Source organism: Dechloromonas sp. HYN0024, assembly GCF_003441615.1.
GTDB lineage: Bacteria > Pseudomonadota > Gammaproteobacteria > Burkholderiales > Rhodocyclaceae > Azonexus.
Genome location: NZ_CP031842.1, coordinates 3128785 through 3152076 on the forward strand (window position 1 = coordinate 3128785; position 23292 = coordinate 3152076).

Genomic DNA, 23292 nt, shown 5'->3' on the forward strand with positions numbered 1-23292 from the left:
CTTAACGGGTCTGCCGCTGGAGAATGTTGGAGAACTCCTCCATAAACGATTCGTAACGCGTCGCGAGACGATCGATGTCATGCGAGAAACGGTTATAGGCGAGCACTGCCGGGATCGCCGCGAACAGGCCGATAGCCGTAGCAACCAGCGCTTCGGCAATACCCGGCGCAACGGTGGCAAGCGTGGCCTGACCGACGTTCGACAAGCCACGGAAGGCATGCATGATGCCCCAGACCGTACCAAACAGGCCGATGTAGGGGCTGACTGAGCCGACCGAAGCGAGGAAGGAAAGGTGCGATTCGAGGGAATCCATTTCGCGCTGATAGGTGGCGCGCATGGCACGACGGGAGCCGTCGACAAAGTCCTTCGATTCAAGATTCTTCTGGCCGCGCAGCTTGGTGAATTCTCGGAAACCCGACTCGAAGATGCGCTCCATTGAGCCCGCATTGTGGCGGTCATTGACGGCACTGTTGAAGAGGCTGTTGAGATCACCACCAGACCAGAAGTCGCGCTCGAAGGTCTCGGTCTTTTCGCGCGCCTGCTTGACGGCGAAGAGCTTCATGAAAATGTAGTACCAGGACATGAAGGAGACCCCGGCGAGCAGGGCCATGACGGCCTGAACGACCGCGCTGGCCTGGAGAATGAGGTGGAGGATGGAAAGATCCTGGGTGACGTTCATTTCAGCGCTTCCAGTTTTTGGTGCAGAAAATCGGGGATGGCCGACGGCGTCATGGTGACCATGTTAACGCAGGCAATTTCAACAGTGCCGGTGACCAGTTCAACATCACCACGCCGCACATGCTGACGGAAGACGACGCGGACACGGGTCAGCTTCTCGACTTCGAGGCCGACCGTCAGTTCATCGTCGAGACGGGCCGGCTTGAGGTATTCGCAACTCGCCTTGCGAGCGACGAAACCAATGCCCGCCTCCGCGGCGAGGGCAGACTGATCATGGCCGGCAAAGCGCATCCACTCGGTGCGGCAGCGCTCGAAGAATTTGAGGTAATTGGCGTAATAAACGACGCCGCCAGCATCCGTGTCCTCGTAATAAACGCGGACTGGAATAGAGAAGGCATTGGGTTTCGGCTCATATTTCATCGCAGCATTTTACCTTGCGCCGCAACATTGTTTTGTAACGATCTGTTTCCAGAAAGATAATCACCTTTTCCCCGACGATCCATCAACCTTGGTCGGTCGCTTTACGCTTCGCCGAGCAAATCGCGGACGACTGCGCTGGCCGGCTCGGCCAGTCCGAGGTGGCGATAGACAGCTGGTGTGGCGATCCGGCCACGCAAAGTGCGCTGCAGGTAGCCCTGCTGGATCAGGTAGGGTTCAAGGACATCCTCGATGGTATCGCGTGCCTCGCCAATGGCCGCCGCCAGGTTGTCAACGCCGACCGGACCGCCACCGAACTTGTCGATAACGGCTGACAACAGCTTGCGGTCCATGATGTCGAGCCCGGCCGAATCGACGTCGAGCATGACCAGCGCGGCATCGGCCACGCCCCGGCTGATATTGCCGTCGGCCTTGACTTCGGCGTAGTCGCGGACGCGCCGGAGCAGGCGATTGGCGATGCGCGGCGTACCCCGCGAACGCTTGGCAATTTCGAAAGCCCCGTCCGGATCAATCGGCGCGTTGAGCAGCGAAGCCGAGCGGCTAACGATGCTCTTCAACTCTTCAGCCGTATAGAACTCGAGACGGGCAACAATGCCGAAGCGGTCGCGCAGCGGGTTGGTCAGCATACCGGCGCGGGTCGTCGCCCCGACCAGCGTGAACGGCGGCAGATCAAGCTTGACCGAACGGGCGGCCGGCCCCTCGCCAATCATGATGTCGATCTGGAAGTCTTCCAGGGCCGGATAGAGGATTTCTTCAACAACCGGGCTGAGACGGTGGATTTCGTCGATGAACAGCACGTCGTGCGGTTCCAGATTGGTCAGGATGGCGGCCAGGTCGCCCGCCCGTTCCAGAACCGGACCGGATGTCTGGCGCAGGTTGACGCCCATTTCGGCCGCAACGATATGGGCCAGCGTTGTTTTGCCCAGACCCGGCGGCCCGAAGAGCAGCACGTGATCGAGTGATTCGCTGCGCTGACGGGCTGCCTGGATGAAGATTTCGAGTTGCTCGCGGATTTTCACCTGACCGGTGTAGTCAGCCAGCCGCTTGGGGCGCAGGGCGCGCTCGAGCGCTTCTTCCTGGGCTGATTTCGCCGTGGGGGCGATGATCCGGTCGGTGACGGGGCCAAGCTTGTCAGTTTCTATCATGCGAGAGGTTCCTCACCAAGCCAGCGCTGCAGCAGCATGTCGCCAAGCGCCAGCAACACCGGACCAAGAAAGATGCCGATGAAACCGAAAACCAGCACCCCGCCAAGCACACCAAGCGCGATGAGCAGGATCGACAGGCCGGCACCACGGGCGATCAGGATCGGTTTCAGGAAATTATCGATACTGCTGATCACGAACAGACCGTAGAGCGCCATGAAAATCGCCCAGCCCGTCTGCCCCTCGCTGTACAGCCAGGCGGCCGCACTGCCCCAGATGAGCGGCGGACCAATCGGGATCATCGACAGGAAGAAGGTCGCAAAACCGAGCAGCATCGCTTGCGGCACGCTGGCGATCAGAAAGCCCAGCATCGCCACCGCACCCTGGGCGGCCGCCGTGCCGACAATCCCGAGCATGACGCCGACAACCGTGTCGCGAGCCTTGTCGAGCATGTTCTCGCCCAGCTCGCCACCTAGTTTGCGGGCACCGACGTAAAGCGCCTTGCTGATCGCCACGCCGTCGCGATACAGGAAAAAAGTAACGAAGAGGACCAGCGCCAGTTGCAACAGACCATTGGCGGCAATACCGCCGAGCGCCAGGGCAAATTGCCGGGCCGGGACGACGAACTGCCTGACCAGTGCGTCGAGTTCGTCTCGACTCCCGGCAATGCGCCCCCAGGTAACTTCGATTTCGACGCCAATGAAAGGTAGCCCGCTCAGCCAGCCTGGCGGCTTGGCCGGCAAGCCCTGTTCGATGTAGGGTTTGACGAACTCGATCAGGTTATCGGCACCATTGGCCAGCGACCCGGCCAGGATAAGGGTTGGCAGCAAGGTGACGAGAATCAGCGCCAGGGTCATCAACGAAGCCCCCAGCAGGGCACGCCCACCCAGTCGCGGCAGCAGCTTTTCGGCGTAGAAACGCCAGGTGCACATCCACACCACGAAAGCGAAGAGGACGGCCCCGATGAAGGGCAGCAGCACAGTGACACAGCCGATGATGAGCAGCACCACCAGCGCCATCTGCGCCAGCCGCTTGGGGTCGCTTTCTTCGATCATCGCATCAGACCTTTGACAACAGCTTGAGTGCAGCCCGGATGCCGTCCGAGGTGCCGATATCGGCCGGCAGCTGCTTCATCGCGGCAGCCGCTTCCTTCTCGTTGTAGCCGAGGGCAAGAAGGGCATTAGAAATATCCTGTTTGGTATCGGCGACGGCCGCGTGCAACGACACGCCGCCGACCGTGTCGGCGAGCTTGCCTTTCAGTTCCAGAAGCAGGCGCTCGGCCGTCTTCTTGCCGATGCCCGGGACCTTGATCAAACGACCGAGTTCCTGCTGCGCCACGGCAGCCGCCAGGTCGTTGACCGACAGCCCGGAGAGCACCGACAGCGCGGTGCGGGCACCGATGCCAGACACCTTGAGCAACTGACGGAAGGCGAAGCGTTCGGCCTCGGTCAGGAAGCCATAGAGAAAATGACCATCCTCGCGTACCGCAAAGTGGGTCAGCAGCATGACCTTCTCGCCATTCGCCGGCAGGTTGTAGAAGGTGCTCATCGGCACATCAAGCTCGTAGCCAACGCCGTTGAGGTCGAGCACGATCTGCGGCGGGTTCTTTTCGGCAATCAGGCCAGTCAGTCTTCCGATCATTTCGGGGCCATCTCTTTCTGGAGAAAGTACTGTAATTTCACACAGTCTATCATCCTACCAGCCGTCCACCACGAACGCTATAACCGGCCGTCGCCAGGGCACCCAGACCCTGGCCGCCATGCGCGTGGCAAATGGCGCAGGCCAGGGCGTCGGCCGCATCGGCCGCGGGCGCCCCGGTCAGGTTCAATAAACGAACGACCATCTCCTGCACCTGCTCCTTGGCTGCCTTGCCATGACCGACCACGGCCTGCTTGGTCTGCAGTGCCGTATATTCAGCCACCGGCAGTCCGGCATGGACCAGGGCGCTGATCGCGGCACCGCGCGCCTGCCCGAGCAAGAGGGTCGATTGCGGATTGACGTTGACAAAGACTTTTTCCACTGCCGCCTGATTCGGCGCGTAGGTGGCGATCACTTCGCTGATCCCGGCGAACAATGTCTTGATCCGATCGGGCAGCGATTCCTTATCGTTCGACTTGATGCAGCCGCTGGCAACATAGACCAGTTGTTTGCCGTGCATTTCGATGATGCCAAAGCCAGTCACCCGCAGGCCGGGGTCAATGCCAATAATGCGCGGAGTGAGAATGCTCATTTCGCTTTCGCCACCAGATAAACGCCACTGACGGCGACCAACATCCCAAATGCCGCAGTCAAGGTCAAGTTTTCACCGAAAATGACATAGGCAATCAGCGCCGTGGTTGGCGGTGTCAGGTAGAACAGCGCCGCAACATTGACCGCGCTGCCGCTGCGGATCAGCAAATTGAGCAGGCTGATGGCCCCCAGTGAGAGGACCAGCACGAGCCAGCCGAGGGCGAAGACAAACTCGCCACTCCAGTCAATCCGGTAATTCTCAAACAGGGCCACAGCCAGCGCGGTGACGATGGCCGTCGGGACGAACTGGATGACCGAACCGGTACGCAGGTCGAACTTCGGACAGAAACGTTTCTGATACAGCGTGCCGACAGTGATGCCGAGGAGGGCGACCACAGCCGGGATCAACATCGGGCCAAGCGCCCCCTCACCAAGTTTGCCGGAAACGACCAGGCCGACACCGAGTAAACCCAATCCCAAACCACCCCACTGGCGAGCACTCACTTTTTCGCCAAGCAGCCATCCCGCGCCAAATCCTGTCAGCAGCGGCTGCATGCCGACAACCAGCGCCGTCACCCCGGCCGGCAGGCCATGCTTGATGGCAACGAAGACACCGCCAAGATAAACCGCATGCACAAGTACGCCCGAGATGCCGATATGCAGCCAGTCGCGCCCCTTCTCCGGCCAGGGTGCCCGGGTCGCCAGCGCAATGACCAGCATCAGGGCAATGACCAGTCCGTAGCGTGTAAGCAAAAAAGAGAGCGGCTCGGCATGCGGCAGGCCGAGCTTGGCGCCGATGAAGCCGGTGCTCCACAGGAAGACAAAGAGAAGCGGATAAAAACGTTGCACGAGCACTCAGATCTGCAAGTCACCGCCGCACTGGCGGGTGGTTTCGAGCAGGGTTTCAGCCAGAATTCGGGCATCGCCGCTGGCCCGATGGCGTCGCATCGCGTGGCGCGTTTCAATGAGCGCCCGGGTCGGATGCCACAGGGACTTTGAGCAGTCGCTCAACAGTTCCCGCAGATCCTTGAGCTGAAAGGACGGGATCAGGCCGACTGCGTCGTACATCACGGCCAGCCAGACATAGTCATGCGCCCAGCCATCGCAATAGACCTTCTTGCCGTGCAGGCTCCGGTTCAGCGCAAGGCAGACTTCGGCGGCGGGCTTGCCATGGCTGGCAAGAACTTCGCGGGTAATGCCATGCACCTTCTCGGCCGAACTGTCCCAATGGGTCCAGCCCGGCTCGGGAAGGATCAGGGTGCAATACGACTCCCCATCCGGGGCAAAATAGCCGATCTCGACCGGATAGCTGCCGCGCCCGAACCCCGACGCTTCGATGTCGATGATGACGGGCAGCGGCATCGCCGGGAATCAGTCTTCGATCACGGCAGTGGTGTAGATTTCCTGCACATCGTCGAGGTTTTCCAGGGCGTCGAGCAATTTCTGCATCTTGACGCCTTCCTCTCCGGCGAAGACGTTTTCGCTTTCCGGCTTCATCGTCACTTCACCGAATTCCGGCTTGAAGCCAGCGGCCTCCAGGGCATCCTTGACGGCCATGTAATCGTTGGCCGGAGTAAGAACTTCGATCGACCCGTCGTCATTGCTCGTCACGTCGTCGGCACCGGCTTCAATGGCGGCATCCATGAGGGCCGCTTCATCGGTACCCGGCGCAAAGATCATCTGGCCGCAGTGCTTGAACTGGAAAGCCACGCACCCGTCGGAGCCCATGTTGCCGCCGAACTTCGAGAAGGCATGGCGAACCTCAGCCACCGTACGCACCTTGTTGTCGGTCAGGCAATCGACCATGATCGCCGCGCCACCGATGCCGTAGCCTTCGTAGCGAATCTCGATGTACTCGACACCCTCGAGTTCGCCCGTACCCTTCTTGATGGCGGTGTCGATCTTGTCTTTGGGCATGTTGACGCCCTTGGCCTTGTCGACCGCCACACGCAGGCGCGGATTGAAGTTGATGTCGCCGCCGCCCATCTTGGACGCAACGGTAATTTCCTTGGCAATCTTCGAGAAGGCGGCACCGCGCTTCTCGTCCTGGCGACCTTTACGGTGCTGGATATTGGCCCACTTGGAATGACCAGCCATGCTGTTTTCCCTGAATGCAAATAACGAAGAAGGCGAGATTTTACCCGCCAGATCGTTTCTCGTCAGGCCGGCGTCGACCCAATGCTGACGCGAATTCACAAAGTCGCGGCGGCGGATTGCTAGAATGCCGGGATACATTTCCCGCTGGAGCCTGTCGCCATGTCCGAACCCCTCTACCTCGCCAAATCCGAAGACGGTTATCCCGCCCTGCTGCCGCAGATGGCGAACCGCCACGGCCTGGTCACTGGCGCCACCGGCACCGGCAAGACCGTCACCCTGCAGTCGATGGCCGAACGTCTCTCCTACGCTGGCGTTCCCGTCTTCATGGCGGACGTAAAAGGCGACCTCTCCGGGATGGGCGCGGCCGGGGTGGTCACCCCGAAACTGGAAGCCCGTCTCAAGGATCTTGGCCTCGAAGGCTTCGCCCCCTACGCCAACCCGGTCGCTTTCTGGGATGTCTTTGGCCAGGGTGGCGTGCCGGTCCGTGCCACCATTTCCGACATGGGTCCGCTACTTCTCTCCCGCCTGCTCAACCTCAACGAAACCCAGGGCGGCGTCCTCCAACTGGTCTTCAAGATCGCCGACGACCAGGGCCTGCTCCTGCTCGACCTCAAGGACCTGCGGGCCATGGTCCAGCACGTCGGCGACAACGCCAAAAGCTTCACCACCGAATACGGCAATGTCGCCTCGGCCTCCATCGGCGCCATCCAGCGCGGCCTGCTGACCCTCGAAGAGCAGGGTGGCGACGTTTTCTTCGGCGAGCCGATGCTCAATATCAACGACCTCATGAAGGTCGACGAAAACGGTCGTGGCGTCATCAATGTGCTGGCCGCTGAAAAACTCGTTCAGGCTCCGGCGCTCTATTCAACTTTCCTGCTCTGGCTGCTCTCCGAACTGTTCGAGCAATTGCCGGAAGCCGGCGATCTCGACAAACCAAAGCTCGTCTTTTTCTTCGATGAAGCCCACCTGCTGTTCACCGATGCCCCGCAAGCCCTGACCGACAAGGTCGAGCAAGTCGTCCGCCTGATCCGCTCGAAAGGCGTCGGCGTCTACTTCGTGACGCAGAACCCGCTCGATGTCCCGGAAAAAATCCTCGGCCAGCTCGGCAACCGCGTTCAGCACGCTCTGCGCGCCTTCACTCCGCGCGATCAGAAAGCCGTTCAGTCGGCCGCCGAAACGATGCGACCCAACCCGAAATTCGATGCCGCCACGGCGATCACCGAACTTGGCGTCGGCGAGGCGCTGGTTTCCTTCCTCGATGAAAAAGGCCGGCCAAGCATGGTCGAACGCGGCTTCATTTTCCCGCCCGCTTCCCGCCTCGGCCCGCTGACTGCCGACGAACGCCAGGCCATGATCAAGGCATCGCCCATGCTCGCCACCTACGGCCAGACCGTGGACCGCCAATCGGCCTACGAAATCCTGCGCGGCAAACCAGCCAGCGCACCGGCCGCTCCGGGGGCCATCCCGGCCCCACCCGCTGGCGGCAACATCAATGACAATGACTGGGGTAACAGCGCCAACCAGCCCGCCGCCCGCCGCGAACCAGCCCCGCAGCCGCGCCAACCCGAAGCCGCACCACAGACATCAGGCGGCATTTTCGGCACCATCGGCGACATGCTCGGCGGCACCACTGGCCCCCGTGGCGGCCATCGCGAAGGTGTACTCGAAAGCGCCGCCAAGAGCGCCGCACGCGGCGTCGCCGGTACGGTCGGCCGGGAAATCGGCAAGCAGATTTTACGCGGCGTGCTGGGCTCGATTCTGGGCGGAAGGCGCTAAAACAGCACACCAACAACAAAGGCCACCCAGAGGGTGGCCTTTGTCTTTGCGGCGCAGAAATTACTTGGCGGTAATCGTGGCATCCTCGATCAACAGCGGATACAGGTAGCCACTGCCGAAATCGCGATTCACGGCAGCAACGCCGGAAATGCTGATCTGGTCACCGACCTTCGCCGTCTGCTGGCTGGTGATGGTCAGATCGCCGGTCGTCGCATCGCCGCTGCCGTCCTGAATGTGCAGGAAGTTGCGGCCCATGATGCCGTTATTGACCTTGACCACCTTACCCGTGGCCTTGACCGTCTTGCCGGCGAGCGACGCCTTGCTTTGATTGATCGAAGCAATGGTCGCCGGGCTGTCAGCTGCCGTGGCCATGTTGACGCCCGTCAGACCGATACTGGACAAAAGGGCGATGAAGGCGATGGATCGGATATTCATGAAAACTCCTGTGAAAACACGATGGCAGAAAGTCTCCCACGCTGCCGGATGCAGGCGAAGGCTGCCGGAAACGCATGATAAGGCCAGGCAGCGCGTTCTAGCGGCAACTTTTCAGGGTCAGTCACTTTCCCCGCCCATCCCTGCAGGCCGCCCTTGTCGCGATGACTGAATCAGGCCGGCCAGACTTTCCCACTGATGCACGCTGAGTCCGAACAGAATCAGCCCGGTCCCCAGCCACAGGCGCAGGCCGATACTTTCATCGTTCAGCCAGTGGCCGAGAAGCAGCGCGATCACCGGCGTAATCAGCGTGATCAGGGCTATTTTGGCCGTTTCGAGGTGCTTGATCACGTAGTAATAGAGCGCGAATCCGATCACCGAACCGAAGACCCCGAGATAGACGATGGCCGCCCCGGCGCGAGGCGGCACCATGTCAGGCAACTGTCCGTCGGTGAACCACCAGATCAGGCCGAAAAAAGGCAGCGAGACGGTCAGCGTCCCCACCGTGGTGGCCAGGGGCGGGCTGTCGTCGCCGATGTGCTTGAGCCAGACCAGGCAGCCGGAATAGATGAAAACAGCGATGACCAGCGCAATCAGCCCAGCCAGCGCGTTTTCATGCGCCAGGCTATCGCCGTGAATAAATATGGTGGCCAGCCCGCCAGCGCCGAGCAGCATGCCAAGGAGCTTAAGGCGTGTCAGGGAGCGCTCACCGAGAAACAAGGCGGCAAGCAGCCCGGCGGCCAGCGGCGAAAGACCGAAGAGGACTGAAATCAGGCCGGAATGCACATAGCGGGCCGCCCAGTAGGTGAGGGCCATCGCCACAAACAAGCCCAGACCACCGACCAGATAGGCGCGCCGCGCCCGGCCATGGAGGGGAAAGCGGATGCGCCAGACGATAACGATCAAGGCCGCAACAACGGCGCCAATCAGCATGCGGGCGAAAACGGCGAGGGCAAAACTGGCCCCCTGGGTACTCCACTGGATAGCCAGCGGCGTGGTGGACCAGATCAGGATGATGCCGAGATAGGCGATGGGAATGGACACAGACTTCTCCTCTTCAATTCGGTTGCGGCGAGGGTGGATGCAAGTCAGTCTGGGCGAGACGCTCCCAGTCTTCAGACAGAGTCATAGGGCAGGCAGATTGGGCAATACGGGTCATGGCACTTCCTTTCAACGAGGGATAAACAAAGGGCAAACAAAAAGGCCGCGGGGTTTTAAGTCCGCGGCCTTTGCTGAAATCTTGGGAGAAAACGACTACTTCACCCCGGCCCCGGACGAGCGACAACGTGCCAAGCGCGCAGAATGCGGCGGCAGGGAGTTTTCGGAACGAGGAACGAAACCATTGAAGTCATGCCCCGATTCTGATGGCATGCAGCACAGTCCGTCAAGGGCCGTCGAGCACGAGACCAAATAGCCCGTAAGTCAGTCATCAAGCCAGCGTAAAATAAGCGTTTTCTGATTTTCCTTGGAGCCTTCCATGAAAACAATTATTGCCATCACCTTGATGCTGGCCGCCTTGCCCACCGTCGCCCAGGATATCGGCGCGCTCACCGCCGAAACGAAAAAATCGGTGCTGCCGCTTGCCCCCAAGGTCGTCGCCGCGATGCAGGAAGCCGTTGCCGAGAAGGGCGTGGCCGGGGCGATTCCGGTATGCAAGGAGCAGGCGCCGGCCCTTATCAAGGAAAAACGCGCCGAGACGGGCTGGGATATTCGCCGGGTCAGCCTCAAGACACGCAATGCCGAGCGCGGCACGCCCGACCTTTGGGAGGTTCGCCAGCTGGCCGACTTCAATATCCGCGCCGCCAATGGCGAGAAGATCGACACGATGGAAAAGAGCGAGATCGTCAACATCGACGGCAAGCCGGTCTTCCGTTACATGAAGGCACTTCCGGTTGGCGACGTTTGCCTGAAGTGTCATGGCCCGGCCGATGGTCTTGAAGCCGGCCTGAAAGCCAAGCTGGCCGAGAGCTACCCGCACGACCAGGCGACTGGCTACACCAAGGGGCAGATTCGCGGCGCTCTGACGGTCAAGCGGCCACTGTAGGAACGACCGCCCCTCGTCGGTGACGGGGCGGGAAACTCCTTGTTGCCAAGCTGGCGATCCACCCTTCTAATGGAGGCCGGACAAGGGTGAAGGAGTCGTGTTGGAAAAATCGAATGCGTATGGCGCAGGTCTGGCGCTGATCGCCGCGCTGGGCTTTTCGCTCAAGGCGATTTTCGTCAAGCTGGCTTATCCATATGGTGTCGATGCCATCACCCTGCTCGCCCTGCGCATGGGTTTCGCGCTGCCGGTCTTTCTCTGGGTCGGACTGGCCGGACAGAGGGCGGGCAGCAACCTGACGCAAGAGGACTGGCTGAGGCTGTTTGCCCTCGGCTGTCTAGGCTACTACGGCGCGAGCATTCTCGACTTCTGGGGACTGGAATACATTTCGGCGGGTCTTGAGCGGCTGATCCTGTTTACTTACCCGACGCTGACCCTTCTGATTGGTGTACTTTTCCAGGGCAAGCCGTTTACCCGGCGCGAAATGCTGGCCGTGCTGCTCTGCTACCTCGGCATCGGTTTCGCATTCGTGCACGACCTCGGCCTGGGCGATGCCCGCAATGTCTGGATCGGTGGCGCACTGGTCTTTGGCTCCAGCGTGTCGTATGCCCTCTACCTGTCGGGTAGTGGGCCGATGATCGCCCGCCTCGGTGCAATGCGCTTTTCAGCACTGGCCATGCTCGTTTCATCGGCTGTCACACTGGTGCACTTCTCGGCCTCCCACCCGCTCACCGCCTTCGTCCAGCCCTTGCCGGTCTATGGCTGGGGAGTAGCCATGGCGGTCTTCGCCACCATCGTGCCGGTCTTCGCCCAGTCAGCGGCGATACGCCGGATCGGGGCAGGACAGGCATCGCTGTTCGGCATGGTCGGCCCGATCCTGACCATCGGCTTTGGCTGGTGGCTGCTCGGCGAAGCCATTTCACTGGCGCAGATGGTCGGAGCGGCGCTGGTCGTTTTTGGCATATTGATCGTCAGCCGGCGGTAAAAAGCCTGAGTTAGAATCTTGGCATGATCGGCATCTTTCTCATCACGCATGGCAGCTATGGCGAGGCGCTCGTCCAGAACGTCTGCCATGTGCTCAACAAGCGCCCGCCCCAGTTGATCCAGCTCGGCATGACGGCGCAGGATGACCCGCTCGACCTCCTGCCGATGGCCCGCGAGATGCTCGCCCTGGCCGACAAGGGTGATGGTGCGTTGGTGCTTACTGATATTTTCGGTGCATCACCGGCCAACCTTGCGCTAAAGTTGCTGGAACGAGGCCGGGTCGAAGGACTGACCGGCGTCAATATGCCCATGCTGTTGCGCGCCCTGACCTATCGCGACAAGGGCATGGATACCCTGCTGATCCGCGCCCGCGATGGCGGCCGCGACGGCATCATCAACATGCTGGACCACTGAACAACCGGAATCGATAGCCATATGCTCACCCAGGAAACCGAAATCATCAACAAGCTCGGCCTTCATGCCCGCGCCTCCGCCAAGCTGACCCAGATGGCCGGCAAGTACACGTGCGAGGTATGGATGAGCAAGGGCACGCGCCGCATCAACGCCAAAAGCATCATGGGCGTCATGATGCTGGCCGCCGGCAAGGGTTCGAAAGTTACCCTCGAAACCAACGGGGCCGACGAGGCCGAGGCGATGGAGGCACTGCTCGCCTTGATTGCCGATTATTTCGGCGAAGGGGAATAAGCCACAATGAGCTTCATCCTGCACGGTCTCGGCGTTTCGGGCGGCATCGCCATCGGGCGGGCCATGCTGATGTCGCATGCGACGCTCGAGGTGGCTCACCTGACCTTGGCACCGCGCATGGTGGACAAGGAAATCGAGCGTTTCGACGCGGCCATCAAGGCGGTCAAGGAAGAACTCATCCAGATGAAGGAAAGCACCGAGCATGCGCCGGCCGAGCTCAATGCTTTCATCGACATCCACACCATGTTCCTCGAAGACCCGGAACTGGCGCAGAAGCCGCGCGACATCATCCGCGAACGCCGGTGCAACGCCGAGTGGGCACTGGTCCAGCAGATGGAGCACCTGGTCGATCAGTTCGAGCAGTTCGACGACCTCTACCTGCGCGAGCGCAAATTTGATGTGGTGCAGGTGGTTGAACGCGTCGTCAAGGAACTGCTTGGCCATCCCGGCCGCGCCGCGCTGAAAACCGCGAAAAAATCGAAGGAAGAAGTCCTCATCGTCGTTGCCCACGATCTATCGCCGGCCGACACCATTGCCTTCAAGGATCACCGCTTCGCCGCCTTCATCACCGATGTCGGCGGGGCCACCTCGCACACTGCCATCCTCGCCCGCAGCATGGCGATTCCCGCCGTCCTCGGCCTGGAAAACGCCCGTGGACTGATCCGCGATGGCGAGCAACTGATTGTCGACGGCCTGCGCGGCGTCATCATCGTCAATCCCGACCAGCGCGTGCTGGACGAGTATCAGCTCCGCAAGGAACAGATCGAGCTGGAGAAGAACAAGCTCAAGCGCCTCAAGACCGCCAAGTCGGAAACCATCGACGGCGTGCCGGTGCAGTTGTTCGCCAACATCGAACTGCCCAACGATGTACCGGTAGCGCTGGAGGCTGGTGCCGAGGGCATCGGCCTGTTCCGCACCGAATTCCTCTTCCTCGACCGTGGCGACATGCCCGACGAGCGTGAGCAATACGAAGCCTACAAAAAGGTCGTCAAGGGCATGGCCGGGCGGCCGGTCACCATCCGCACCTTCGACCTTGGCAACGATAAGGATCTGCGCCCCAACAGCAGCAACGGCGACCGTGTCCAGACCAACCCGGCGCTTGGGCGGCGCGCCATCCGCCTGTCGCTGGCCGAACCCCGCATGTTCCAGACGCAGTTGCGGGCCATCCTGCGCGCCTCCAAACACGGTCCGATCAAGCTGCTCATCCCGATGCTGGCGCATGCCCACGAGATCGACCAGACCCTGGCCGCGCTGGAGCAGGCCAAGTCCAGCCTGCGTGGCGAGAAGGTCGCCTTCGACGAGAATATCCAGGTCGGCGGCATGATCGAAATCCCCGCTGCCGCGCTGGCCGTCGGCTTGTTCCTGCGCCGGCTCGACTTCCTGTCGATCGGCACCAACGACCTGATCCAGTACACCCTGGCCATCGACCGTTCCGACGAACAGGTCGCTGCTCTCTACGATCCCCTCCACCCGGCCGTCCTGATGCTGCTGGCCCACACGCTGTCGATGGCCGAAAAAGTCGATATCCCGGTTTCCGTCTGCGGTGAAATGGCGGGCGACCCGGAATTGACCCGGCTATTGCTCGGCATGGGCCTGCGCATTTTCTCGATGCACCCATCGCAGATTCTCAAGGTCAAGAACCGGGTGCTGAAGTCCGAGGTAAACGAGATCGCCCCCAACGTCCGCAAGATGTTGCGCCTCGACGAACCGGGCAAACTGCGCGAAGCCCTCGACAAACTGAACGGCGCAACAGGCGGCTGAATCGGTGCCCGGCTGGAATCGCAGACAACATTGAGGCACACTGTCAATTCTGGCGGAATACGCCAATTCAATTTCACAGACCAAGGAGAAGTCATGGAACGACGCGAAATGTTGAAGACTGTTGGCGCAGCGATGGCGGCAGCAGTTGCCAGTTCCGCCCTGGCGGCCGATCACAATCACGACCATAGCCATCATCACAATCACCCATCCAATCCTTATGCTGCTCTCATCGCTTCGAGCAGCGACTGTCTGAAAACGGGCGAAGCATGTTTGGCACACTGCCTCATCCTTTTGGGAGAGGGAGATAAGGAAATGGCCAGCTGCGCCCAGTCGGTCAATGGTTTGCTCGCCGTGTGCAGTACGCTGGGGCGGCTTGCTGGCCAGAACTCCAAACATACCAAGGCAATGGCCAAGGTCGCGGCAGATGTGTGCGCCGAGTGCGAAAAGGAATGCCGCAAGCACGAAAAGAAACACGAAGAGTGCAAGGCCTGCGCTGAAGCCTGTGCTTCGTGCCTCAAGGAGTGCAAGAAGCTGAGCGCCTGATCCACTTCACCCGGCATTTCCGAAGGCATCTCCGGTTACCGGCAGGTGCCTTTTTCTTTGCCCGAAATCCCCAACGCTGAGCAGCGCCTCCCGCCTGCGACAATTTGTCACGCGACAATTTGTCGCATTCCTCTGACATATAAATTCCCTGAAAATCAGCCCCCACTTAAATAGCAAGAATCAGGGAGGATTTCATGGGGTATCCGATTCGTCCGCTGGCCGCTGCGCTGGCCGTCGCCTTTGCCGCACCGGCAGCCTATGCCCAGACCACCTTGAACGAGGTGGTGGTCAGTGCCGGCAAGATTCCGGAAGCCAGTTCGCCACGCCAGATCGGACAAGCCGAGATCGCCGCCAAACATGCGGTGACACGGGACACCGCCAGCCTGCTCCAGGATGTACCGGGCATTTCGCTGTACGGTGCCGGGGGCGTTTCCAGCCTGCCGGCCATCCACGGCCTGGCCGATGACCGTCTGCGTATCTCCGTCGATGGCATGGACTTCATCGCCACCTGTCCCAACCACATGAATCCGCCGCTTTCTTACCTTGACCCCAATGCGGTCAGCAAGATCAAGGTCTACGCCGGCATCACACCGGTCAGCGTTGGTGGCGACAGCATCGGCGGCAGTATCGTCGCCGAAACCGCCGCCCCCGCCTTTGCCGCTCCCGGCCAAGGCCTGCTGACCAAGGGCGAAATCGGTACCTTCTATCGCAGCAACAACAACGCCGTCGGCGGTAATGTCGGCGCTACGGTCGCCACTGAAAACTTCAGCGTCAGCTACACCGGCGCCATGACCAAGGCCGACAACTACACGGCCGGCGGCAATTTCAAGACGACCACGGCGACAGGCCGCGTTGGTCATACGCTGCCGCTGGATGAAGTCGGCTCAAGTGCCTATGAGTCGCAAACGCATACCCTCGGCTTTGCCATGCGCGGCGGCAATCACCTCGTCGAAGCCAAGTTCGCCTATCAGGACGTCCCCGAGCAGCTTTACCCGAACCAGCGCATGGACATGCTGGGCAACGAGCAGAAGCGCGTGAATCTGCGTTATCTCGGCCAGTTCGACTGGGGCATGCTGGAAGCGCGCGCTTATTATGAAGATGTCGATCATTTCATGGATTTCGGCGCTGACAAGCGGTTTTGGTATGGCACCGCATCCGGAGGCCCGGGAGCGGTCAATGGCACCCCCTGCTCCCCGATCAGCGCCACCTGTGCAGCCGGCATGCCGATGTACTCAGCCAGCAAAACCACCGGCGTCAATCTGAAGGCTGACATCGACTTGAGTGCCAACGACCTGCTGCGCATCGGCGCCCTCTACCAGCACTACACGCTGAACGACTGGTGGCCGCCCTCAGGTTCCGGTATGTGGCCTGGCACCTTTGACAACATCAAGGATGGTGAGCGCAATCGTCTGGGCGTATTTGCTGAATGGGAAGCTCGTTTCGGCAAACAGTGGACCACACAGCTTGGCGCTCGATTTGAGCGGGTTACCAGCGATGCCGGCAACGTTCAAGGGTACAACCCGAGCACAAACGGCATGGCCCCCATGTGGAACAACCAGCAGTCGGACGCTGCAGCCTTCAACGCCCGCAGCCACGACCGTGCCGACAACAACCTGGACCTGACGGCGATCGCCCGTTACACGCCAAGCACCACCACAGACATTGAATTCGGCCTGGCCCGCAAGGTCCGCTCGCCCAATCTGTACGAGCGCTATACCTGGTCTACATGGTCGATGGCCGCGGTCATGAACAACTTCGTCGGGGATGGCAACGGCTACGTCGGCAACTTGGACCTGAAGCCGGAAAAGGCCTACACCGTCTCCTCCACCTTTGACTGGCATGCCGCCGACCGTTCGTGGGAAATCAAGGCCACGCCGTATTTCACCTATGTTGACGACTATATTGACGCCGTGCGCTGTAGCAATACAACAACCTGTGCCGGCACCAATGCCACCGGCACGACCCGGTTCGTCACGCTGCAATATGCCAACCAATCGGCACGCCTCTACGGCCTCGATCTTTCCGGCCGCATGCCGCTGGCCAGCACCAACCTCGGGGCTTTCGGCCTGACCGGCCTGCTCGGCTACACTCGTGGCGAAAACCGCGATACCGGTGGCAACCTGTACAACATCATGCCGCTCAACGCCAAACTGGCTATCACCCATCAGCTCGGAGGCTGGAACAATGCCATCGAAGTCATCGGCGTCACAGGCAAGCACGACACCTCGGCAGTCCGGAACGAGATCGAGACTTCCGGGTATAGCCTGACCAACCTGCGCGCCAGCTACACTTGGAGCAAGGTCCGCGTCGACTTCGGCGTTGAAAATCTCTTTGACAAGTTCTACTACATGCCGCTAGGTGGTGCGTATACCGGCCAGGGAACTACGATGATGCAGACCGGAATGACTTGGGGCGTTGCCGTCCCCGGCATGGGCCGCTCGTTCTACGCGGGGCTCAACCTGAAGTTCTGAGGTCAACTCACATCAGCAACCCCCGCACCAGCCGGGGTTTTTCTTTGTCATCAAGGAAGCTCGCCATGGCCCCGTACTTCTCCGCAGACCGTAGCAGTCCGGCCACTCCGCGGAACGCCCGGGTCTATCTTGCCGACCAGAGCATCTACAGTGCGGGAACAGGCGGTAGCGCCTGGCGGCTTCAGAATGGCATAGTCCGCCTGAACAGTGGCACCCCTTCCGGCGAAATGTCATTTGCCAGCCTCGCCGTCCCTGGCGACATTCTCGGTTGTGAAACGCTTCTATTCGGTGCCTATACCTTTTCAGCCACGGCGCTGACCCGGTGTGAGCTTTCACCCTGGCCGGAAGGCGCAGCGGCGATGGCCGGAGAATCACTGATCGCCTCCCTAGCCCAGGCCCAAACGCGGGCGGCCGAGATCGTAGCACTTCGCGGCGGTCAGGCGGTAGACCGGGTGCTTGGATTGATCCGCCTGTTTTCAAACGATTCCGGGCTGGCCGTGCTGCCGACGCGACAGGATATCGCCGACATCACCGACCTTCGCTTTGAAACCATTTCGCGCATCATCAAGGGACTGGAACGGAGCAAGGTGCTGGCGCCGATCAAGCTAGCCGGCATCCACGCCACACGTAGTTTTCAGGTCAATCTGGCCGCTACGGCGTGACGCGCGCTTAGAACCGAAGGGCGGTCAATTTCTCGACCGCGCTTGTTGAAATAACGCCGGCAACGACCGCCTTTCCGCCCCGTCCATCGAACAAGAAAGTGCGAGGCAATTCGCCACCCCACTTTGGATCGATGGCATAGGCGATAGCCTCCGGGTTATCGGAGCCGTAGACATAGCGAGCCCCGCTCAGCGCGTATGGTTTCAACATTGGCCACAGTTGCGGCGATTCGGGTTCCGCGGCGACGGTGATAACGTGCAGTTTCTTGTTCCCCTTGGCCAGGCGCGACAGTAGATCCAGATTTTTCTTGCAATAGTTGCAGTCGGAAGACCACAGGGCGATCACCGTCGGTTGGCGGTGACTCTCAGGATCGAGCAGGCGCTTCGCAGCCACGCGATCGAGCGGCGTAAAGTCAGCAGCGACCAGCGGCCCGGCCACGACCAGGAAACAAAGGGCAATAACTCGTCGGATCATGGTGTCGGGAATAGGCGAAAACCTTCTTTTTCCGTCCGCCAGAAGGTGAAAAGCTTGTCCTTGCGGCGAATGACCCGGGGCTGATCGGACGCGCCCTCGGTCGTCGCAAGGGCAAAATCGGTAAAGCTGTTGCCACCGTCGCCGGACAACATGGCGCGCAATTGGGTCCGCTCGCCATCGAACTCCTTCCAGGCGATCAGTAACTGGTCTCCAGCAGTGGCCATGTCGGCATGGGCTGCCCGAGGACCACCGACCGTGCGCTGACCTGTCAGTTTAATTTCTGCCCCGGATGCCAGCCGACCATAGAAAACCCGACCTTCGCCATCCTTCTGGTTGAACCAGACGGCATGACGGACACCCTTGTCATCAACGACCAGCGATGGACCGTGATGCGGGCAGCCATCGACTTTCCAGCGGTCGAAGGTGGCACGCTGCACGTTCTCTGCCGTACCGTCGGGGTTCAGGCGAGTCATCGCGTGGTCCCGCTCATTTGGTGCATAGACATGGCGCCACATAAAGACCGGTGCTCCATCACGGTCGATGGCACTGGTCACCCGACAGCATTCGCAGGAGTAGTCGGCAAGCTTGTATTCGGGCTGGAAGCTGCGTCCGCCATCGGTCGATAGGGCGGCGTAGATCGCCGCACCACGGTAAGCCGTCTTGGCAACCTTGGCCAATTCCAGATCGCGCTTGTCGATCCACGCCAGGATGACCCGGTTGTCCGGCAGGGTCAGCATCGACTCGAAACGGTGGGTAATGATGGCCGTGTCCTGATGAACGGTCAGCGGCTGCGAAAAATTGATGCCATCGCTGGCCCGGGCAAATCGCACCGACCCGGTGTTCGGCTTCGGAAAGGGATGCGTCCATGAGACGAGCAAACCGCCATCCGCCGCGACAGCTATTTTCGGGCGGTTCTCGCCATCGGCAGAAATCGCCTCCGGCTGGGCGTTGACCACAGACAATGCCGACCAGGTCTTACCCTCGTCGGCACTGCGGTAAATGACTACATGCTCACCCTGCTTGGCCGCCACCAGGAGATTGCCGTCCGGTGCGAACACGGCGGAAGAACCGAGTTCCGGCCGCGCCGCCCTGGCCATGCCGGGCATGGCCTCTGCTGCGAAGCCAGACGTTGCGAACAGACTCATCCCCAAGACAAACGTTCGGGCCGCCGTGCGCAGGAAATTTCCGGCAGGCCGGATGCTGGCTGATGGCTTCATGTCACCTCGCAATGATCAAAGATCAAACTTGACCCCGGCAAAAATGGTTCGCTGCGAATAAGGATACAGCGTGTAGTACTTGACGTTGGTGATGTTGTCGACGCCGACGGAGGCAGACCACTGCCTGGATACCCGGTAGAGCACCTTGGCATCGAAGACACTGAAACTGCTGCGCCCACCATAGGTATTGGGATTAGGATCGGGATAGGCTCCGGTCGTGGCATTGGCCAGCCCACTGTGCTGCCGTCCGCTGTAACGCCAGCCGAGGCTGTACGACAGGGCATCGGAAGCATGGTAAACCGCCAGCATCGAGGCACGCCAGTCAGGAACGAGCGGCAGTTCGGTGTTCTCCAGCCCCGGGTTGGCTCGGTTCTCGGCAATCCGGGAATGAATGTAGGCAATGCTGCCGGACAGGTCGAGACCATTTATCAGGAGGTCGCGCGACTGTAGTGACGTTTCGACACCGTAGGTGCGCACCCGATCAACGTTTTGTACGCTGCTGATGCTGAATCCTGGCAGAGTCGTGACATCTGACTGGGAAACCAGGGCATTGCGCCTTTCCTCTCCGAACACCGAGGTCCGCCACAAGCCACTGGGCAGGAAGCGCTCAAGGGCGAATTCCCATGACTCGGCGGTTTCCGGCTTGAGGTTCGGGTTGTTCGTCAGTGCCACATTGTATGGGGCGGGAAAGGCAGCGATTTCGGCGGGCGTCGGGTTGCCACCGCTGGCCGTCTTGATACCGACATTCTTGAACAGTTCATTGACTGTCGGGAAGCGCACGCCACGGCCGTAGGAACTGCGCAGCGACCAGTCGTCGGTCAGCAGCAACGTCAGCGAGGCCTTGGGTGAGAAAGCCTGAACGGTCTTGTCCTGATAGGTAACATTGGTGCCACTGGCGTAGTTGCTGCCATCCGATGCCGTCCACTTTTCAGCCCGGCCACCGACCACCAGCTTGACGGCTGGAGCAATCTGCCAGGCATCCTGCAGGTAAATGGCATCAGTCGAGGTCACGCCTCTGGAATTGGTATTCAATGCACCAGCATTGCTGGTTTGCCAGTTGCCGGCACCAAGATTGTATTGATCTGATTTGGTTGTGTAGCTGTCGTTGTGATAGCCAAAACTGACTTGGTGTTCGCTCTGCCGGTTGCCGCCAGGACGCCATTCGCCACGCAAATCAAGGGTCTGCCAGCCGGTGCCATCGAGAATCGTAATTGTCCCGGCTGTTGCCGATGTGCTGGGGGTCGTACCGGAATTGCCTGACGAAGCGCGCGTCACATCCTTGCTCTGGTCAAAGAGGCTGGCGGTCAGCTCCCAGTCCCAGGTGCCGCCAGTCTGCGATTTGACCGACAGGCCATGCATGAAATACTCAGCTTCCGAATAGCTGACGCTGGGTGCTGTCACGGAATAATCCTGGCCATTGATCCGTACGAAACGATACGGGTTAGTTGCCGACGTGCTGGTGCCATAGACTGTGCTCCCCGCAGCATCCCGTAAATAGCTTTCCACCGCCTTGTCGGACGTGTTCTGCCAGACATTGAAGGTGTAAGTCGCGCGAACGCTGGGTGAAAAGTCGTAGGCCACTTTCAGCGTGCCGTCATTCTTGACCGTGTGATCGGCGCTAATAGACGCCGTATTGACCCTCTGCTTATTGGCGATATCCTGATCAAAATAGGCGCCCGTAACAGTTGTCGTGTTTCTTCCTGGTCCCGAAGCAACAACAGCAGGTTCGGTTGATTTTCTCAGCGTCGCCGCCGTGAAATCCGTCGGATGACTGTGATTATCCAGACGATCAGCACTCAACCAGAATGACCAGTCGCCGACCTTGTTGCCAACCGTGGCGGCAAGGTGATTGCCGGAAAAATTGTCATCCGTCCCGTAGAGCTTGAAACGCTCGTTGAAGACATCAATCTGGGCATGCGCTTCCAGCTTGCTCGGCATGTGCGTGGTCATCAGTACGACGCCACCGATCGAGTTGCCTGGATACAGGGCGGAGAAAGGGCCGTACATGACGTCGACCCGGTCGATCGAATGCTGTGACACCACACCCCAGCGCGGGCCTGGGCAGCAGCTGTTGTTGAGGAAATTCGACAGGAGCAGACCATCAGCGTAAACAATCGTCTGGGCGCTGGAATTGACACCGTACATGCGCATGGCCAAGCCACCATTGACGTCGCCGATGAACCGCTCACGGACATGAACGCTAGGCACATATTGCAGGGCACCGGCCGAGGATACCGAATTAACGCTTTCGGCAATTTGCTGCGCCGTCACACTTTCGGTGGTCGATGGCACATTGGCCGGGATAGCCGGCTTGTCGCTCTTGATCACCATTTCGCCGAGCTGCTTGTCGATTTCCTGCTCGGCAGCATGGGCTGCCGGAAGCTGCGAAATGGCAGCAATGACGGCCAGGAAAATGCCGTTGAATCTGAAAGTACTGTGCTTCACGCGATAGCCCCAAAAAATCGTGCGCCCGATAAAGGCGAAAATGACGGCGTCTAACGCGCCGATTCGGTCAGAAAAGCAATTTTTACAATACTGGCGCGCTGGGCCGCTGCCATGACATCGGCCACCTTTTCGTACGCGACCTTGCGGTCGGCGCGCAGGTGCAGCTCAGGCTGGCGAGCGCTGGCCGCCGCGAAACGTGCCTCCAGCCCGTCGCGCTCAATGGCCTCGCCATTCCAGAAAACCTTGCCTGCAGCATCAATGGCAAGTTGGATCACTTCCGGCTTGTCGTCGAGCTTCGTGGCATTGACCTGCGGCAGGTCGATCGGCACTGCCTGATGAAAGAGCGGTGCGGTAATGATGAAGATGACCAGCAACACGAGCATTACGTCGACCAGCGGCGTCGTGTTGATTTCGGCCATCGGCTGGGTGACACCCGCTTCGTCGAAGCTTCCGAATGCCATGATCAGGCCTGCCGGCTGGTGCGGGCGGCACCGATATCAACCAGATTGACATTGCCGCCAACCCGTACGCCAGTCGTCAGATAGGCGTGAAGGTCATGGGCGAAGCCGTCGAGCTGAACGGCAACCAGACGATTGGCCCGGGTGAAGGCGTTGTAAGCGAGTACGGCAGGTATCGCCACGAAGAGTCCGGCGGCGGTCATGATCAGCGCTTCACCAACCGGGCCGGCAACCTTGTCGAGGACCACCTGCGTTGCCCCGGAGAGGCCGACCAACGCGTGGTAGATACCCCATACCGTGCCGAACAGGCCAATGAAGGGAGCAGTCGAACCGACCGAGGCAAGAAAGGTCAGACCACGTTCGATCCGCGCTTGCGTATTGACGATATGGGAACGCATCGAGCGCGTCACAAACTCGCTGGCATTGACGCCCGCGCCGATGCCTCGGGCGGCATTCTGCTGGTGCGCCTGAGCCGAATGGGCGCCAGTCAATGCGAGCCCGGCAAAAATCCCCGAGGGATCCTCACGGCGCAGGATTTCGAGCGCCTCGGGCAGGGAATTGGCATCCCAGAAGGCAGCCAATGCGCGCTCCTGCGAACGCGACGCACGCCAGGTCGACATCAGCTTGCTGAATATCAGCGACCACGAAACCAATGACAGCACGGCAAGGATCAAAGCCGTGACGTGGGTTACCAGATCGCCCTGGTCCCAGAAGTGGGCGAGGCCCATTGGTGAATGCATG

25 protein-coding genes are annotated in these 23292 nt (G+C 60.4%); 9 read left to right on the top strand and 16 right to left on the bottom strand.

Going from position 1 to position 23292, the window contains the following annotated elements:
- Position 1: 1 nt before the first annotated feature.
- From tolQ to HYN24_RS15115, 9 genes are all read right to left on the bottom strand, one after another.
- Complete coding sequence (gene tolQ, locus HYN24_RS15075; protein ID WP_117610023.1) at positions 2-679, bottom strand: protein TolQ; 678 nt, start codon at positions 677-679, stop codon at positions 2-4.
- On the bottom strand, positions 676-1098 hold the full coding sequence (ybgC, locus tag HYN24_RS15080) for a tol-pal system-associated acyl-CoA thioesterase (RefSeq protein WP_117610024.1): 423 nt from the start codon (positions 1096-1098) through the stop codon (positions 676-678). The genes tolQ and ybgC overlap by 4 nt, the downstream gene beginning before the upstream one ends.
- Positions 1099-1199: 101 nt before the next feature.
- Entirely contained in the window at positions 1200-2261 is a 1062-nt protein-coding gene (ruvB, locus tag HYN24_RS15085) for a Holliday junction branch migration DNA helicase RuvB (protein ID WP_117610025.1), read from the bottom strand.
- Positions 2258-3313, bottom strand: a complete 1056-nt coding sequence (locus HYN24_RS15090; protein ID WP_117610026.1) for an AI-2E family transporter — start codon at positions 3311-3313, stop codon at positions 2258-2260. The genes ruvB and HYN24_RS15090 overlap by 4 nt, the downstream gene beginning before the upstream one ends.
- 4 nt (positions 3314-3317) lie before the next feature.
- Complete coding sequence (ruvA, locus tag HYN24_RS15095; RefSeq protein ID WP_117610027.1) at positions 3318-3899, bottom strand: Holliday junction branch migration protein RuvA; 582 nt, start codon at positions 3897-3899, stop codon at positions 3318-3320.
- Positions 3900-3948: 49 nt separating this feature from the next.
- Entirely contained in the window at positions 3949-4488 is a 540-nt protein-coding gene (gene ruvC, locus HYN24_RS15100) for a crossover junction endodeoxyribonuclease RuvC (protein WP_117610028.1), read from the bottom strand.
- The gene (locus HYN24_RS15105; protein WP_117610413.1) at positions 4485-5336 is read right to left on the bottom strand and encodes a DMT family transporter; all 852 of its coding nucleotides are present in this window, start codon (positions 5334-5336) and stop codon (positions 4485-4487) included. The genes ruvC and HYN24_RS15105 overlap by 4 nt, the downstream gene beginning before the upstream one ends.
- Positions 5337-5342: 6 nt before the next feature.
- Positions 5343-5849, bottom strand: a complete 507-nt coding sequence (locus tag HYN24_RS15110) for a hypothetical protein (RefSeq protein ID WP_117610029.1) — start codon at positions 5847-5849, stop codon at positions 5343-5345.
- A 9-nt stretch (positions 5850-5858) separates the two neighbouring features.
- A complete protein-coding gene (locus HYN24_RS15115) occupies positions 5859-6584 on the bottom strand; it encodes a YebC/PmpR family DNA-binding transcriptional regulator (RefSeq protein WP_117610414.1) in 726 nt (241 codons plus the stop codon).
- Positions 6585-6743: 159 nt separating this feature from the next.
- On the opposite strand from HYN24_RS15115, the gene HYN24_RS15120 reads away from it, so the two are divergent.
- Positions 6744-8360: a helicase HerA-like domain-containing protein gene (locus tag HYN24_RS15120; RefSeq protein ID WP_117610030.1), complete on the top strand. Its 1617-nt coding sequence runs from the start codon at positions 6744-6746 to the stop codon at positions 8358-8360.
- Between the two features lie 60 nt (positions 8361-8420).
- On the opposite strand, the gene HYN24_RS15125 is transcribed toward HYN24_RS15120, so the two are convergent.
- Both HYN24_RS15125 and HYN24_RS15130 read right to left on the bottom strand, forming a co-directional pair.
- The gene (locus HYN24_RS15125; RefSeq protein ID WP_117610031.1) at positions 8421-8795 is read right to left on the bottom strand and encodes a hypothetical protein; all 375 of its coding nucleotides are present in this window, start codon (positions 8793-8795) and stop codon (positions 8421-8423) included.
- Between the two features lie 117 nt (positions 8796-8912).
- Positions 8913-9836 carry a DMT family transporter gene (locus tag HYN24_RS15130; RefSeq protein WP_117610032.1) on the bottom strand — a complete coding sequence of 308 codons (924 nt, stop codon included), beginning with the start codon at positions 9834-9836 and terminating at the stop codon, positions 8913-8915.
- Between the two features lie 433 nt (positions 9837-10269).
- Here HYN24_RS15130 and HYN24_RS15135 point away from each other — a divergent pair, with 433 nt between their 5' ends.
- The 8 genes from HYN24_RS15135 to HYN24_RS15170 all read left to right on the top strand — a co-directional run bounded on the left by HYN24_RS15135 (position 10270) and on the right by HYN24_RS15170 (position 17959).
- The gene (locus HYN24_RS15135; RefSeq protein WP_117610033.1) at positions 10270-10836 is read left to right on the top strand and encodes a DUF3365 domain-containing protein; all 567 of its coding nucleotides are present in this window, start codon (positions 10270-10272) and stop codon (positions 10834-10836) included.
- A gap of 97 nt (positions 10837-10933) precedes the next feature.
- Positions 10934-11818 carry a DMT family transporter gene (locus HYN24_RS15140; RefSeq protein ID WP_305790964.1) on the top strand — a complete coding sequence of 295 codons (885 nt, stop codon included), beginning with the start codon at positions 10934-10936 and terminating at the stop codon, positions 11816-11818.
- Between the two features lie 23 nt (positions 11819-11841).
- Entirely contained in the window at positions 11842-12231 is a 390-nt protein-coding gene (locus HYN24_RS15145; protein WP_117610034.1) for a PTS sugar transporter subunit IIA, read from the top strand.
- Positions 12232-12252: 21 nt separating this feature from the next.
- On the top strand, positions 12253-12522 hold the full coding sequence (locus HYN24_RS15150; RefSeq protein WP_117610035.1) for an HPr family phosphocarrier protein: 270 nt from the start codon (positions 12253-12255) through the stop codon (positions 12520-12522).
- A gap of 6 nt (positions 12523-12528) precedes the next feature.
- A complete protein-coding gene (gene ptsP, locus HYN24_RS15155) occupies positions 12529-14283 on the top strand; it encodes a phosphoenolpyruvate--protein phosphotransferase (RefSeq protein ID WP_117610036.1) in 1755 nt (584 codons plus the stop codon).
- A 93-nt stretch (positions 14284-14376) separates the two neighbouring features.
- On the top strand, positions 14377-14826 hold the full coding sequence (locus HYN24_RS15160) for a four-helix bundle copper-binding protein (protein WP_117610037.1): 450 nt from the start codon (positions 14377-14379) through the stop codon (positions 14824-14826).
- A gap of 194 nt (positions 14827-15020) precedes the next feature.
- Complete coding sequence (locus HYN24_RS15165) at positions 15021-17297, top strand: TonB-dependent siderophore receptor (protein WP_117610038.1); 2277 nt, start codon at positions 15021-15023, stop codon at positions 17295-17297.
- A 65-nt stretch (positions 17298-17362) separates the two neighbouring features.
- Positions 17363-17959, top strand: a complete 597-nt coding sequence (locus tag HYN24_RS15170; protein ID WP_117610039.1) for a Crp/Fnr family transcriptional regulator — start codon at positions 17363-17365, stop codon at positions 17957-17959.
- 7 nt (positions 17960-17966) lie between these two features.
- Here the strand turns inward: HYN24_RS15170 and HYN24_RS15175 are convergent, their stop codons facing one another.
- The 5 genes from HYN24_RS15175 to HYN24_RS16280 are packed head-to-tail and all read right to left on the bottom strand — an operon-like array spanning position 17967 to position 23291.
- A complete protein-coding gene (locus HYN24_RS15175) occupies positions 17967-18431 on the bottom strand; it encodes a redoxin domain-containing protein (RefSeq protein WP_117610040.1) in 465 nt (154 codons plus the stop codon).
- Positions 18428-19648, bottom strand: coding sequence for an exo-alpha-sialidase (locus HYN24_RS15180; protein ID WP_240327689.1), 1221 nt, complete (start codon positions 19646-19648; stop codon positions 18428-18430). The genes HYN24_RS15175 and HYN24_RS15180 overlap by 4 nt, the downstream gene beginning before the upstream one ends.
- A 15-nt stretch (positions 19649-19663) precedes the next feature.
- Complete coding sequence (locus HYN24_RS15185; protein WP_117610042.1) at positions 19664-22093, bottom strand: TonB-dependent receptor; 2430 nt, start codon at positions 22091-22093, stop codon at positions 19664-19666.
- Between the two features lie 50 nt (positions 22094-22143).
- Positions 22144-22554, bottom strand: a complete 411-nt coding sequence (locus HYN24_RS15190) for a biopolymer transporter ExbD (RefSeq protein WP_117610043.1) — start codon at positions 22552-22554, stop codon at positions 22144-22146.
- Positions 22555-22556: 2 nt separating this feature from the next.
- A complete protein-coding gene (locus HYN24_RS16280) occupies positions 22557-23291 on the bottom strand; it encodes a MotA/TolQ/ExbB proton channel family protein (protein WP_117610044.1) in 735 nt (244 codons plus the stop codon).
- Between the last annotated feature and the right edge of the window lies 1 nt (position 23292).